Here is a 12824-nt window from a genome sequence, read left to right on the forward strand (position 1 = left end):
GTGGTTGGAGGGGGAGGGGAGAAGGGGGCCGGGACGGCGGTGGCCCGGCCCCTGCGAAGGAGACGTCAGCCCTTGATCGCGCCCTGCATGATCCCGCCCACGATCTGCTTGCCGAACAGGACGAACGCGATCAGCAGCGGCAGCGTGCCGAGCAGCGCGCCCGCCATGATCACGGCCTGGTCGGGGACATACCCGGTGCCGAGCGAGTTCAGGGCCACCTGCACGGTCGGGTTCTGCTGGTTCAGGGCGATGATCGGCCACAGGAAGTCGTTCCAGGCGAACACGAACGTCAGCAGGCCGAGGACGGCCATGGCCGGACGCGCCGCCGGGAAGACCACGTGCCAGACGATCCGGATGCTGCTCGCCCCGTCCACCCGGGCGGCCTCGATCAGCTCCGTCGGCAGCGCCTGCACCAGGTACTGCCGCATGAAGAACGTACCGAAGGCGGTGACGAGACTCGGCAGGATCACCGTCTGCAGCTGATTGGACCAGCCGAGGTCCGACATCCACAGATACAGCGGTACGACGGCCAGCTGCGGCGGGATCATCATCGTGCCGATGGTCAGCAGGAGCAGAAGGCTGGAGAAGCGGAACCGCAGTTTGGCGAAGGCGAAGCCGGCCAGCGTGGCGAACAGCACTGTGCTCACCGTGATCGTGCCCGCCACGATCACCGAGTTGAACATCGCGGTGCCGAGCCCCGCCTGGTCCCAGGCCGTCTGCAGGTTCTTGGACAGGTTGCCGCCGAACCACAGCGGCGGCGGGGTCTCGGCCAGCCGCCGGTCGGTGCGGGACGCGGCGATCGCCGTCCACACCAGCGGGGCGAGGGAGACCAGCGCGAAGACGGTGAGCACGACGTACGTCACCGGGCCCGCGTGCAGCTGCTTGCCCGCGCCCATCACCCGTCGGCGCTTCACCTTCGGTGCGGCCAGGGTCAGTTCACTGGTGGTCATTGGGACTTCCTCAGCCGTCGGGTGAGCAGCAGATTGACCGCGGCGATGATCAGCAGGATCAGGAACATCGACCAGGCGATCGCGGACGCCTTGCCGAGGTTGCCGATGATCCAGCCCTGGTCGTACATGTACAGGCCGAGCGTCTGGTACTGGTGCTCGGAGCCGCCCTTGGACCCGCTGACCCCGCCGAACAGCAGCGGCTCGCCGAAGAGCTGGGTGGCGCCGATGGTGGAGACCACGACCGTGAACAGGATCGTCGGGCGCAGCTGCGGGATGGTCACATGCCGGAACTGCTGCCAGCGGTTGGCGCCGTCGATCGCCGCCGACTCGTACAGGTCGGTCGGGATCGCCTGCATGGCGGCGAGGTAGATCAGCGCGTTGTATCCCGTCCACCGCCAGATCACGATCGACGACACCGCGAACTGCGAACCCCAGTCGGACTCACGCCAGTTGACGGGGTTCACCCCGAAGAAGTGCAGGATCCAGTTGACCATGCCGCCGTCCCACGAGTACAGCAGCGTGAACACCAGGGTCGCCGCGGCCACCGAGGTGGCGTACGGGGTCAGCATCACCACACGCCAGACGGTGGAGCCCCGCAGCCGGTAGTTCAGCAGGTGTGCGAGCCCGATCGCGGCCAGCAGCTGCGGCACGGTGGAGATGACACCGATGGTCAGGGTGTTCTTCAGGGCGTTCCAGAAGAAATCCGAGGACCAGAGGTTCTTGTAGTTGTCCAGGCCCGCCCAGGTCTGGTGACCGAGGGACGACAGCTGCACGTCGTGCAGCGAGTACCAGGCCGTGTAGAGCAGCGGGACCAGCGTGAACGCCCCGAACAGGACGAAGAACGGGGACACGAACGCGTACGGCGACGCCTTCATGTCCCAGCGGTACAGCCGGCTGCGCCAGGAGTCGGCGCCCGCCGGCGTACCGCGACCGTGAGCGCCCCGCGCCGCGCCCGGCGGGGTGCCGGGCGCGGCGTCGGCGCTCGACGCGGGCTGCGCGAGAGCCTGCTTGGGGCTGGTCACTGGCCGAGCACGTCCTTGATCTCCTTGGACGCCGCGTCCCAGCCCTGGGACGCCGACTTGCCCTTCTGCTCGACCTGGAGGATGCCGATGTCGGTGATCGCGGAGTTGATCGGCTGGTCCTTGATGCCGAAGTACTGCGTCGGGATCGTCTTCGCCGAGTCGGAGAAGATCTGGGTGAGCGGCGCGTTCGAGAAGTACGCCGTGGTGTCCGCGGCCGGCTTCAGGCTTGCGTACGCCGACGGGGTCGAGGGGAAGCTCGCCTGCTTGGCGAAGACGTTGGCCTGCTGCTCGGGCGCGGTCAGCCACTTGGCCAGGGCGACGGCCTCCTTCTGGTGCTTGGTCGCGGTCGGTACGCCGAGGAAGGAACCGCCCCAGTTGGCCGCGGTGGGCGCCGCCGCCACGTCCCACTTGCCCTTGCCGGAGTCACCGGACTTCTGCTCGATGTAGCCGATCATCCACGCCGGGCAGGCGACGGTGGCGAAGGTGCCGTTGGCGTAGCCCTGGTCCCAGGTCGGGTCGAACTGCTTCAGCTTCGCCGACATGTCGCTGGTGGCGACGTCCATGGCGACGTCCCAGGCCTTCTTCACGCCGTCGGACTTGTCCCAGACGACGTTGCCGTCCTTGTCGTAGTACCGCTTGTCACCGCCGCCGAGGGCCGCGTTGTAGACGGAGGCAGCGGAGTCCACGAACTTGGTGCCCTTGGGCGCCTTCTTCATGTACTGCTTGCCGACGTCGACGTACTTGGCCCAGTCGCCCTTCCACATGTCGGCGAGCTTGGTCCGGTCGGTGGGCAGGCCCGCCTTCTGGAACAGGTCCTTGCGGTAGCAGATGGCCATCGGCCCGATGTCGGTCCCGAGCCCGATGAGCTTGCCGTCCTTGCTGGTGGCCTGGGCGTTCTTCCAGTCCAGCCACTGGGACTTGTCGACCTCCTTGCCGAGATCGACGAACTTGGCCGCCTGCGTCTGCACGGCCTCGGTGATGTTGCCGACCTCGATGGCCTGGATGTCGTCCGTGCCGGAGCCGGCCTGGAGGCGGGTGAGCACCTTCGGCCAGTAGACGTCGGTGCGGGTGGTGACGTTCTCCTTGATGTTGATGTCCGGATGCAGCTTCATGTACTCGTCGTACAGGCCGGCCTGCTTGTAGCCGAAGACGCCGAAGGTGCCGATGGTCAGCGTGATCTTGCCTTTGCCACTGCCGTTTCCGCCGCCGCCGGAGCCGTCCGACGAGCTGTCGTCCGAGTCCTTGGCGCAGCCTGCCAGCAGCCCCGTGGTCAACGCGGCAACGGCCGCGAGGGCCATCAGCCGCTGGGACCGGCGGATGCTCGTGCGCATTGCGTCCTCCTGTTGCCTGACGTGCCGACCCCCCGGCCAACTGCATGAATCGGGCCCGTTCGTACTCGCTGCGGCTCGGGCGGGGAACGTGCGGGATGTGTAGGTGCCAGGTAGTGTGGGAGCGCTCCCATGAGTGATGTGTTGAAGAGTCGTCGGTCGGCGGCGGGGTGTCAAGGGAACGGACATCGGTAACTGCGTTCAGTTATCTGAGCGTTAACTGCGTCGAGCCGGGGACGCCGGTAGTCGGTATCCAGCCCGACCGGCGTTGGCGGACGAGGCCGAAGACCGATGAGCGGGGGTCTGCGGGCGGCGGCCCCCAGGACGGCCACCGCGGCGAACGGTGCTGTTACATTCGGCCAGCACAGAGGACGCGGCGAGAAAGGCGGAGCCCATGGCAAGCCACGGAGCGCGGGGCCGCGGCGGGGGGCGGCCCACGCTCGAGGAGGTCGCCGCCCGGGCCGGGGTCGGCCGGGGCACGGTGTCGCGGGTGATCAACGGCTCGCCCCGGGTCAGCGACGCCACCCGCGCCGCGGTGGAGGCGGCGGTCGCCGAGCTCGGCTACGTCCCCAACACCGCCGCCCGCGCCCTCGCCGCCAACCGCACCGACGCCATCGCGCTGGTGGTCCCCGAGCCGGAGACCCGCTTCTTCGCGGAGCCGTACTTCTCGGACATGCTGCGCGGAGTCGGCTCCGAACTCTCCGACACCGAGATGCAGTTGCTGCTGATCTTCGCGGGCAGCGACCGGGAGCGCCGGCGCCTCGCCCAGTACCTGGCGGCGCACCGGGTGGACGGTGTCCTGCTGGTCTCGGTCCACGCCGACGACCCCCTGCCCGACCTGCTGGCCCAGCTGGAGATCCCGGCCGTGATCAGCGGCCCCCGCTCGGCCGGCGAGACGCTCGCCTCGGTGGACTCGGACAACTACGGCGGCGCCCGCTCGGCCGTGGAGCACCTGCTCTCCCGGGGCCGCACCCGCGTCGCGCACATCACCGGCCGCCTCGACGTCTACGGTGCCCAGTGCCGCGTCGACGGCTACCGCGACGCCCTGCGGGACGCGGGCCGGGAGGTGGACGAACTCCTCGTCGAACCGGGGGACTTCACCGAGGAAGGCGGCCGCCGGGCCATGTCCGTGCTCCTCGACGTGCGCCCCGACCTGGACGCGGTGTTCGCCGGCTCGGACGTGATGGCGGCCGGCGCCCGGCAGGTGCTGCGCGAGGCGGGCCGCCGTATCCCGGACGACGTGGCCCTCGTCGGCTACGACGACTCCGCCATCGCCCGCCACATGGACCCGCCGCTGACCAGCGTTCGCCAGCCCATCGAGGAGATGGGCCGCGCGATGATTGACCTCCTCCTCACGGAGATCGCCGACCGCCGCCCACCTGTTTCCCGGGGGCTGGAGCGGCAGCACGCGGTACTGCCGACGGAACTGGTGGCACGGGCGTCGTCGTGACGGGGTGCGCTGATCGTCGTGGTGGTACCGCGCCTGGATGAGGATGACCTTGTCCTCGGTGACCGCGGAGGCCAGACGGTTTCCGCCAGGGCCCAGTGGGTGAAGTCGTCCCGCCCTTGAGCGTCGAACCCGAGCCTCCTTGGACTGCTACCGCATCACGGTCCCGGTTGCGGGGCTCGGATCGCGTGCTCAACGTCCGCAAGCCCGGTCCAGCGCCTGCTCGGCCTCGGTGGCCAGCGTGGCCACCAGGTCGGCGGCGGAGGGCACGTCGGTGATGAGGTCGACGGACTCGCCGGCCCATCGCGGGAGCGTGGGGATCTCGCCGCGGGCTACGGCGTCCTCGTACGACCGCCTGGCCTCGGGGTCGTTCGCGAGTTCCGGCTCCCGGCCGCGCCAGCGGTCGAGGAAGGGGTGTGGGAGGGTCCGGGCGGTGTAGTCGGCCGGCCAGCGCGAGCCGCGGGCGATGTCCAGTACCCGGTTCCGTTCGGTGTCCTCGCTGCGCCCCGCGACGATGGCCCGGGCGGTCGCGGGGTCGACCAGGGCCTCGGCCGTGGCCTGGAAGCGGGTGCCGAGCAGCGCCCCCGCGGCCCCCAGGGCCAGGGCGGCCGCCACACCGCGGCCGTCGCCGATCCCGCCGGCCGCCAGCACCGGCACGGGCGCCGCCAGGTCCACGACGACGGGCACGAACGGCAACGTGGACCGCCCGTGCCGGGCCCCGTGCCCACCGGCCTCGGTGCCCTGCGCCACGATCACGTCGGCGCCCAGGTCCACCGCCCTGCGGGCCTCTTCCAGGTCGGTGACCTGAATGATCAGCGCCGTACCGGAGTTGCGGATGCGCTCGGCGAACGGGCCCGGGTCCCCGAAGGACAGCATCACCGCCGCCGGGCCCTGCTCCAGCGTCCACTCCACCGCACCGACCTCGGTGGCCCACGCCTGGAAGCCGACGCCCCAGGGATTTCCGGCGCCCTCGGCGGCGACGACAGGCAGTTCGCGGGCCAGCCAGTCCCGGTCGCCGTTGCCGCTGCCCAGCAGTCCGAGGCCGCCGCCGCGTGAGACAGCCGCGGTCAGCGCTCCGCCGGCCGAACCGCCCATCGGTGCCAGGGCGATCGGATGCTCGGCACCGAACAGCCGGGTGAACGCCGTGGACAACGCCATGACGCCGTCTCCTCCCGTCAGCGGATGCCGATGGCGTAGGCGGGTTCCGCCACCGCGAGGAGCAGTGCGTCCGCTGTCGGCCGTTCATCCCTTCCCACCCGCTACGGCGTTCCAACCCCGCTCCAGCGGATCGGGGGCCTTGTCGACGGCGGCGACCCGGTCGGGGCGGTCATGGCGGCGACGGCCGCCGGGGTGTGCGCCGTCGCGTTCGTACTGGCGCTGCTGGTGGTGGAGGTGCCGCTGCGCGGCCGGCCCGGCACGGCGCAAACGAATCAGCCGGTGACTCGTCTTGCGACGGAGTCACCGGCTGATCGGTGAGGGTGAGTGACGGGACTCGAACCCGCGACATCCTGGACCACAACCAGGTGCTCTACCAGCTGAGCTACACCCACCACGACCGGCGGTTGAACTCGTCGTTTCCCCGACCGGCCGAGAAGAAGTCTACAGGGTCCGACGGGGTGCTCGCGCACAGGTTTTCGCGCGGGCCTCCCAGCGGACCCCGAAAGGGTGCAGATGGGTCGTTACCGCGCGGGCACGACGTGCTTGGCGGCGATCGCCCTCGCGGTGTCGGAGTCCGGGCCGGGCTGCGGGACGAAGATGGCCTCGCGGTAGTAGCGCAGCTCGGCGATCGACTCGCGGATGTCGGCGAGGGCCCGGTGGTTGCCGTTCTTCTCCGGGCTGTTGAAGTACGCCCTCGGATACCAGCGGCGGGCCAGCTCCTTGATGGAGGACACGTCGACGATCCGGTAGTGGAGGTAGTCCTCCAGGGTCGGCATGTCCCGCAGCAGGAAGCCGCGGTCGGTGCCGACGGAGTTGCCGCAGAGCGGGGCCTTGCCGGGCTCCTTCACGTACTCCTTCACATAGGCGAGGACCTGCTCCTCGGCGTCCTGAAGGGTCGTGCCGTTCGGGAGCTCCGCGAGCAGCCCGGACGCGGTGTGCATCTGACGCACCACCTCCGGCATCGTCTCCAGCGCCTGGTCCGGCGGGCGGATGACGATGTCCACCCCCTCGCCGAGTACGTTCAGCTCGGAGTCGGTGACGAGGGCGGCCACCTCGATGAGCGCGTCGTCGGACAGCGAGAGGCCGGTCATCTCGCAGTCGATCCACACCATGCGATCGTTCATGCGTCCACCCTAAAGCGGACCTGAGCTTTTGTGGCTCCCTGTGCCGATGCCGGGCCACTGCCGGCCTGCGCGGAAGAGGGGGCGAGCAGGTGCTCGCCCCCTCTCTCAGCTACCGCTCCGCGGCCCCGGCAGCAGGCCCACCGCGCCCGCCGCCGTGCGGCGGCTCTGCATCGGCACCCCGTTGTCCCGGTCCGGGTGCAGCACGGGCGCGTGGCCCATGGGCCCGGGGCCCGCGAGGCCCGTGGGCGGGCCCGGCTGGCCGGACGGCGGCAGCGGCGGCTCCGTGTCGGCCGGCCTCTCGCCCTGCGGCCTGCGGGCCCGGTAGGCGGCCCGGTAGGCGGCGGGGGACGAGCCGAGCTGGCGGCGGAAGTGCCCGCGCAGCGCGACGGGGGAGCGGAAGCCGCAGCGGCCCGCCACCTCGTCCACGGAGTAGTCCGACGTCTCCAGCAGGCGTTGGGCCTGCAGCACACGCTGTGTGATCAGCCACTGCAGCGGCGCGCTGCCCGTCAGCGAGCGGAACCGGCGGTCGAACGTACGGCGGCTCATATAGGCGCGTGCCGCCAGGGTCTCCACGTCGAACTGCTCGTGGAGGTGTTCCAGCGCCCAGGCGACGACCTCGGCGAGCGGGTCGGCGCCGATCTCCTCCGGTAAAGACCGATCGAGGTAGCGCTCCTGGCCGCCGCTGCGGCGCGGCGGGACCACCAGGCGGCGGGCCAGCGCGCCGGCCGCCTCGTTGCCGTGGTCAGTCCGCACGATGTGGAGACAGAGATCGATTCCGGCCGCCGTCCCGGCCGATGTCAGGACGTCGCCGTCGTCCACGAAGAGCTCTCGTGGATCGACGTGCACCGACGGATAGCGCTTGGCCAGTGTCGGCGCGTACATCCAGTGGGTCGTCGCCGGGCGGCCGTCCAGCAGGCCCGCCGCCGCGAGGACGAAGGCGCCGGTGCACAGTCCGACGATCCGGGCACCCTCCTCGTGCGCCCGGCGCAGCGCGTCGAGCGCCTCCTCCGGTGGTGGCGCGGTGATCGACCGCCAGGCCGGTACGACGACCGTCCCGGCGCGTGAGATCGCCTCCAGTCCATGCGGTGCGCTGAGTTCCAGGCCCCCTGTGGTCCGCAGCGGGCCCTCCTCGCCGGCGCACACCAGCAGTCGGTAGCGCGGCACGCCGGCGTCCTGGCGGTCGATCCCGAACACCGACAGCGGTATGGAACTCTCGAAGATGGGGCCGCCGCCGAACAGCAGCACCGCGACGATCTCCTTGCGGCGTCGCCCGGAGAGTTTCCGGGCTGCGGCATCCGGCGCGGCAGTGGAGTCGTGGCTCATACTGCTAAGCCCCCCTCGGTGGTCGCGGCTCCTCGGTTGTGTCGCTCCTGCACGTTTCCCCTCGGTCCTGCACGAGTCCCCCGCCGTAAGACAGTCAAGATCGAATCTACTGGGTCCCGCGGTCGCACGGTGACCAGTTCCACACGCCCGAATTGTCGATATGACAACTTGGCGTGAAGCATTCGATCACGAAGCGTTGCACTCGCGGGCCGTGCAGGGAAGTGCGCCTTGTCGCAGTGGCCAAACCGCGTAGGGTGCACAGCCGCCCGTGGACCCTTTCCGTGCAGGTCGAACGGGGGTTGGAGGGTGGTTGGGGCCCCTCTGCGGCGACATTCAGAAGTTGGCTGAAAAGAAGCGTTCGGGGGTACGGAAACAGGTCAGTCGACCGGTGTCGGTCGGCGGGTGTGACGTCCGCCTCTTTGCTCACCTAAACCCTCCTCGTCGCACCCGTACCGCCCGGCACACCGTTCCGACCGGCGCAGCAGGAAACGGCACACGGCCGTGACGGTGGCCAGGCCCAGGGCGGCGCCCGCCGCACCGGCCGGCGAGGTGCCGTACCAGAGCAGGACCACGGGGACGACGACGCAGCTGAAGGCGGCCCAGCGGATCACCTCGCGCACGGTGTCCGGCGCGGGCGGCGGCGCGGAGGTGGATCGGCGACCGGGCATGACTCGTACTCCCTGTGGCGGTGGCTCGTCCCCGTTCAACGCCCGTTCGGCCGCTCGGTCACCGGTCGTACACCTGTTGATCCTGTGCAAACCGCCTGTACGGGGCAGCAACCATTGCGTTACGGGCGCCGCTCGTGCATGCTCCGGTGAACCCCGACGGACGTCGGGGGAGCGCTTACAGAGCGTGCGCGGGATCTGGGCTCGGGAGGCGTGCCGCCGTACCCTTGGGGGTATGGGGTTGGGAAGATGTTTCCCGGACACAGCTCCGCCGCACACTGTCGTCCCCACCCATAAAGGATCACAACGCCGAGACAGCCATGGCCGGTCACGAATTCTTCGAACCCGCGGACCGCAAGCGGCCGGTCGCCGACCCCACGGCGGCCGATCCCCTGGCGGCGGAAGAGCCACGCCCCATCTGCGACCCAGCCTTCCGGCACGGAGTCGTCGTCGGCTTCGACGGCTCCACCTCCAGTGAGCGCGCCCTCGCCTACGCCATCGGCATGGCCCACCGCTCCCACTCGGGTCTGATCATCGTCCATGTCGCCAACCGGCTGCCGACCACCGTGTGGGCCGGTTGCGAGCCACCCGTCTTCGTCGACGTGCCGGACCACCGCACCGAGGTCCTCGGTCTTGAGCTGGCGTGCGCGGACTATCTGGCCGAGGTGCCGTGGATCCTCGTCGAACGGGGCGGGGACATCTGCCACGAACTCGAAGAGGTGGGGCGGGAGTACGAGGCCGACGCGATCGTCGTCGGCTCCACGCACGGTATCGTCGGCCGTATCTTCGGTTCCGTCGCCGGGCGGCTCGCCAAGCGGGCGCAGCGGCCCGTGATCGTCATCCCCTGAGCCTCTCAACTCCCTTTGTGCAGCGCGAAACTACTCGCGCGTAGAGGTGGTTTGTGCCCTTGTGAAGGGCATATACCGGTCACCGCGCAACAGCACAATGAAGGGAGCCCGCCGTGGACAACGAAGTCTCTGCGGGAAGCGGAAGCACCACCGTGGTCGGCCGACTCGCCCTGGGAATCACCCTGTTGGCGTTCGGGCTCGGTACCACCGGTGTCATCGACGGCGTGGCAGCGTCCGACGCCGTCTCAGTGGCCCACTATGTGGGCGGAGTTGCCCTGTTCCTCGTCGGTCTGCTGGCCTTCCGTGGCGGTGACAGCGCCTCCGGTACGGGATTCGTGGCCCTCGGCGCGCTCTGGTTCACCTGGGCCGTCGCCGGTCACTCCTCGGCCAACGCGGCCGGACTCTTCCTGCTCCTCTTCGCCCTGGTGGCGCTCACCCTGACCCTCGCGGGCGGGGACAGCCTCGGTCAGGTCATGCACGGGCTGCTGTTCCTGGCGATGCTGGTGCTGGCTGTCGCGGCCTTCGCCGACAGTTCGTCTCTGGCCAAGGTCGGGGGCTGGGTGGCCGCCGTGTCCGGTGCGGTGGCCTGGTACGCCGCCACGGCCGCGCTGGCCCACTGGCCGACGGCGCTTCCGGGTCGTGCTGCGGGCCGGGGGGTGACGGCCGCCGGCTGATATTCGAGCAGCACTGAACGGACCCCCACGTGAAGGTGGCACACGTGGGGGTCCGTCCTACTGCGGCGGAATTACTCCACCGTCACCGACTTCGCGAGGTTCCTCGGCTTGTCGATGTCCCGGCCGAGAGCCTTCGCCGTGTGGTAGGCGAGGAGCTGGAGCGGGATGCCCATCAGGATGGGATCCAGCTCGTCCTCGTTCTTCGGGACGACGATCGTCTGGTCGGCCTTCTCCTGGTGCTGGTGGGCCACCGCGAGGATCTTGCCGCTGCGGGCCTTGATCTCCTCCAGGGCCGCGCGGTTCTTCTCCAGCAGGTCGTCGTCGGGGACGATCGCGACCGTGGGCAGGGCCGGCTCGATCAGGGCGAGCGGGCCGTGCTTCAGCTCGGAGGCGGGGTAGGCCTCGGCGTGGATGTAGGAGACCTCCTTGAGCTTCAGGGAGGCCTCGCGGGCCACCGGGTAGCCCCGCACGCGGCCGACGAACAGCATCGAGCGCGCGTCGGCGTACAGCTCGGCCAGCTCCTTGACCTTCTCCTCCTGCTTGAGGATCTCGGTGATCTGCTCCGGCAGCTTGCGCAGGCCCTCGATGATCCGCTTGCCGTCGCGGACCGAGAGGTCACGGGTGCGGCCCAGGTGCAGGGCGAGCAGCGCGAAGGCGACCGTGGTGTTGGTGAAGCACTTGGTGGAGACCACGCAGACCTCGGGGCCCGCGTGGACGTAGATGCCGGCGTCCGCCTCGCGGGCGATCGCCGAGCCGACCACGTTGACGATGCCGAAGACCCGGGCGCCCTTGCGCTTCAGCTCCTGGACGGCGGCGAGCACGTCGTACGTCTCACCGGACTGGGAGACGGCCACGTACAGGGTGTCGGGGTCCACGACCGCGTTGCGGTAGCGGAACTCGGAGGCCGGCTCGGCATCTGCGGGGATACGGGCCAGCTCCTCGATCATCTGGGCGCCGATCATGCCCGCGTGGTACGAGGTGCCGCAGCCGAGGATCTTCACGCGACGGATCTGCCGGGCCTCGCGGGCGTCCAGGTTGAGGCCGCCGAGGTGCACGGTGGAGAAGCGGTCGTCGATTCGGCCGCGCAGCACGCGGTCCACGGCGTCGGCCTGCTCGAAGATCTCCTTGTGCATGTACGTGTCGTGGCCGCCCATGTCGTACGACTCGGCCTCCCACTCCACCGTGGTGGGCTCGGCCGTCGTACGGGTGCCCTCGGTGGTGTAGGTGCGGAAGTCGTCGGCCTTGAGGGTGGCCATCTCGCCGTCGTCCAGGGTCACTATCTGGCGGGTGTGGGTGACCAGGGCGGCGATGTCGGACGCGACGAACATCTCCTTCTCGCCGATGCCGAGGACCACCGGGGAGCCGTTGCGCGCCACCACGATGCGGTCGGGGAAGTCGGCGTGCAGCACCGCGATGCCGTAGGTGCCCTCGATCACACGGACCGCCTGGCGGACCTTGTCCTCCAGCTTCTCGGCGGAGGAGCGGGCGATGAGGTGGGTGAGGACCTCGGTGTCGGTCTCGGAGAGGAACTCGACGCCGTCCGCCTCCAGCTTGCGGCGCAGGTCGGCGGCATTGTCGATGATGCCGTTGTGCACGACGGCGACCTTGTTGTCGGCCGACATGTGCGGGTGGGCGTTGATGTCGGACGGGGCGCCGTGGGTGGCCCAGCGAGTGTGGGCGATGCCGGTGGTGCCCTTGAAGCGCGCCGGGACCTTGGCCTCCAGGTCGCGCACCCGGCCCTTGGCCTTGACCATCTTCAGGCCGGGCGCCTTCGGGGAGGTGACGACGATGCCCGCGGAGTCGTAGCCGCGGTACTCCAGCCGCTGCAGGCCCTCCAGGAGGAGAGGGGCGACGTCACGCTTCCCGATGTATCCGACAATTCCGCACATATCCCGTATCCCTCGGCCCGTGGTCCCCGGCCGGTTCTCAGCCGTAGACGATGCGGCGCAGCTGCCTGAGCGTCAGCTCCGGCGGCGCCACCGCCCGGTATTTCAGATCCGCCTCGATCCGTTCGAAGATCTCCGCGTTCACCAGGCCCTGGGCCTGCAGCTCGCGGTGGCGGCGACGGACGAAATCCTGGGTCGTCTCGTCGAAAAAGGCGAGCACGTCCTGAATCACCCGCAGCGCCTCGCCCCGGCTCAGGGGCGTGGACCGCGTCAGATGATCAACAAGTTCGTCGTGCACCCATAGATCTTGGAGTACCGCAGCCGGTTTCGCAAGAAACGTGCCCGATTTCGGGCAGATGGCTGGCGCGGGGCTGTTGGATCTCTGTTCGCAGGCTGTCC

General features: G+C 69.8%; 13 protein-coding genes and 1 tRNA gene. 3 read left to right on the forward strand and 11 right to left on the reverse strand.

Annotated features, from left to right (window positions below):
• Positions 1–65: 65 nt before the first annotated feature.
• From AB0M27_RS09275 to AB0M27_RS09285, 3 genes are read right to left on the reverse strand one after another with little or no spacing between them, the layout of a single operon-like run.
• Positions 66–950 carry a carbohydrate ABC transporter permease gene (locus AB0M27_RS09275; RefSeq protein ID WP_365719567.1) on the reverse strand — a complete coding sequence of 295 codons (885 nt, stop codon included), beginning with the start codon at positions 948–950 and terminating at the stop codon, positions 66–68.
• Positions 947–1972, reverse strand: coding sequence for a sugar ABC transporter permease (locus tag AB0M27_RS09280; RefSeq protein ID WP_365719569.1), 1026 nt, complete (start codon positions 1970–1972; stop codon positions 947–949). Before AB0M27_RS09280 ends, AB0M27_RS09275 begins: the two co-directional genes overlap by 4 nt.
• A complete protein-coding gene (locus tag AB0M27_RS09285; RefSeq protein ID WP_365719571.1) occupies positions 1969–3303 on the reverse strand; it encodes an ABC transporter substrate-binding protein in 1335 nt (444 codons plus the stop codon). Before AB0M27_RS09285 ends, AB0M27_RS09280 begins: the two co-directional genes overlap by 4 nt.
• Before the next feature lie 391 nt (positions 3304–3694).
• Here AB0M27_RS09285 and AB0M27_RS09290 point away from each other — a divergent pair, with 391 nt between their 5' ends.
• Positions 3695–4750, forward strand: a complete 1056-nt coding sequence (locus AB0M27_RS09290; RefSeq protein ID WP_365719573.1) for a LacI family DNA-binding transcriptional regulator — start codon at positions 3695–3697, stop codon at positions 4748–4750.
• Positions 4751–4939: 189 nt separating this feature from the next.
• On the opposite strand, the gene AB0M27_RS09295 is transcribed toward AB0M27_RS09290, so the two are convergent.
• The 6 genes from AB0M27_RS09295 to AB0M27_RS09320 all read right to left on the reverse strand — a co-directional run bounded on the left by AB0M27_RS09295 (position 4940) and on the right by AB0M27_RS09320 (position 9020).
• A complete protein-coding gene (locus tag AB0M27_RS09295) occupies positions 4940–5905 on the reverse strand; it encodes a nitronate monooxygenase (protein ID WP_365719575.1) in 966 nt (321 codons plus the stop codon).
• 84 nt (positions 5906–5989) lie between these two features.
• The gene (locus tag AB0M27_RS09300; RefSeq protein WP_365719577.1) at positions 5990–6172 is read right to left on the reverse strand and encodes a hypothetical protein; all 183 of its coding nucleotides are present in this window, start codon (positions 6170–6172) and stop codon (positions 5990–5992) included.
• 52 nt (positions 6173–6224) lie between these two features.
• Positions 6225–6297 (reverse strand) — tRNA-His (locus tag AB0M27_RS09305).
• A 129-nt stretch (positions 6298–6426) separates the two neighbouring features.
• Positions 6427–7029 carry an oligoribonuclease gene (gene orn, locus AB0M27_RS09310; protein WP_365719579.1) on the reverse strand — a complete coding sequence of 201 codons (603 nt, stop codon included), beginning with the start codon at positions 7027–7029 and terminating at the stop codon, positions 6427–6429.
• A gap of 105 nt (positions 7030–7134) precedes the next feature.
• Positions 7135–8352 (reverse strand): helix-turn-helix domain-containing protein, encoded by a 1218-nt coding sequence (locus tag AB0M27_RS09315; RefSeq protein WP_365719581.1) that lies wholly within the window; start codon positions 8350–8352, stop codon positions 7135–7137.
• Positions 8353–8729: 377 nt separating this feature from the next.
• The gene (locus AB0M27_RS09320) at positions 8730–9020 is read right to left on the reverse strand and encodes a hypothetical protein (protein ID WP_365719583.1); all 291 of its coding nucleotides are present in this window, start codon (positions 9018–9020) and stop codon (positions 8730–8732) included.
• 317 nt (positions 9021–9337) lie between these two features.
• Here AB0M27_RS09320 and AB0M27_RS09325 point away from each other — a divergent pair, with 317 nt between their 5' ends.
• Both AB0M27_RS09325 and AB0M27_RS09330 read left to right on the forward strand, forming a co-directional pair.
• Positions 9338–9865, forward strand: a complete 528-nt coding sequence (locus tag AB0M27_RS09325) for a universal stress protein (RefSeq protein ID WP_351808640.1) — start codon at positions 9338–9340, stop codon at positions 9863–9865.
• Positions 9866–9978: 113 nt separating this feature from the next.
• A complete protein-coding gene (locus AB0M27_RS09330) occupies positions 9979–10539 on the forward strand; it encodes a GPR1/FUN34/YaaH family transporter (RefSeq protein WP_365719585.1) in 561 nt (186 codons plus the stop codon).
• Positions 10540–10610: 71 nt separating this feature from the next.
• On the opposite strand, the gene glmS is transcribed toward AB0M27_RS09330, so the two are convergent.
• Both glmS and AB0M27_RS09340 read right to left on the reverse strand, forming a co-directional pair.
• Entirely contained in the window at positions 10611–12428 is a 1818-nt protein-coding gene (gene glmS / locus AB0M27_RS09335; protein WP_365719587.1) for a glutamine--fructose-6-phosphate transaminase (isomerizing), read from the reverse strand.
• A gap of 37 nt (positions 12429–12465) precedes the next feature.
• Entirely contained in the window at positions 12466–12723 is a 258-nt protein-coding gene (locus AB0M27_RS09340) for a hypothetical protein (RefSeq protein WP_351808632.1), read from the reverse strand.
• Between the last annotated feature and the right edge of the window lie 101 nt (positions 12724–12824).

Origin of the sequence: Streptomyces sp. NPDC052107 (assembly GCF_040680215.1) — a bacterium.
Classification (GTDB): domain Bacteria; phylum Actinomycetota; class Actinomycetes; order Streptomycetales; family Streptomycetaceae; genus Streptomyces.

Coding starts and splice junctions, on each gene's coding strand:
- AB0M27_RS09315 (WP_365719581.1), bottom strand. CDS start 8,352: ATGAGCCACGACTCCACTGCCGCGCCGGATGCCGCAGCCCGGAAACTC.
- AB0M27_RS09275 (WP_365719567.1), bottom strand. CDS start 950: ATGACCACCAGTGAACTGACCCTGGCCGCACCGAAGGTGAAGCGCCGA.
- glmS (WP_365719587.1), bottom strand. CDS start 12,428: ATGTGCGGAATTGTCGGATACATCGGGAAGCGTGACGTCGCCCCTCTC.
- AB0M27_RS09320 (WP_365719583.1), bottom strand. CDS start 9,020: ATGCCCGGTCGCCGATCCACCTCCGCGCCGCCGCCCGCGCCGGACACC.
- AB0M27_RS09290 (WP_365719573.1), top strand. CDS start 3,695: ATGGCAAGCCACGGAGCGCGGGGCCGCGGCGGGGGGCGGCCCACGCTC.
- AB0M27_RS09325 (WP_351808640.1), top strand. CDS start 9,338: ATGGCCGGTCACGAATTCTTCGAACCCGCGGACCGCAAGCGGCCGGTC.
- AB0M27_RS09295 (WP_365719575.1), bottom strand. CDS start 5,905: ATGGCGTTGTCCACGGCGTTCACCCGGCTGTTCGGTGCCGAGCATCCG.
- AB0M27_RS09285 (WP_365719571.1), bottom strand. CDS start 3,303: ATGCGCACGAGCATCCGCCGGTCCCAGCGGCTGATGGCCCTCGCGGCC.
- orn (WP_365719579.1), bottom strand. CDS start 7,029: ATGAACGATCGCATGGTGTGGATCGACTGCGAGATGACCGGCCTCTCG.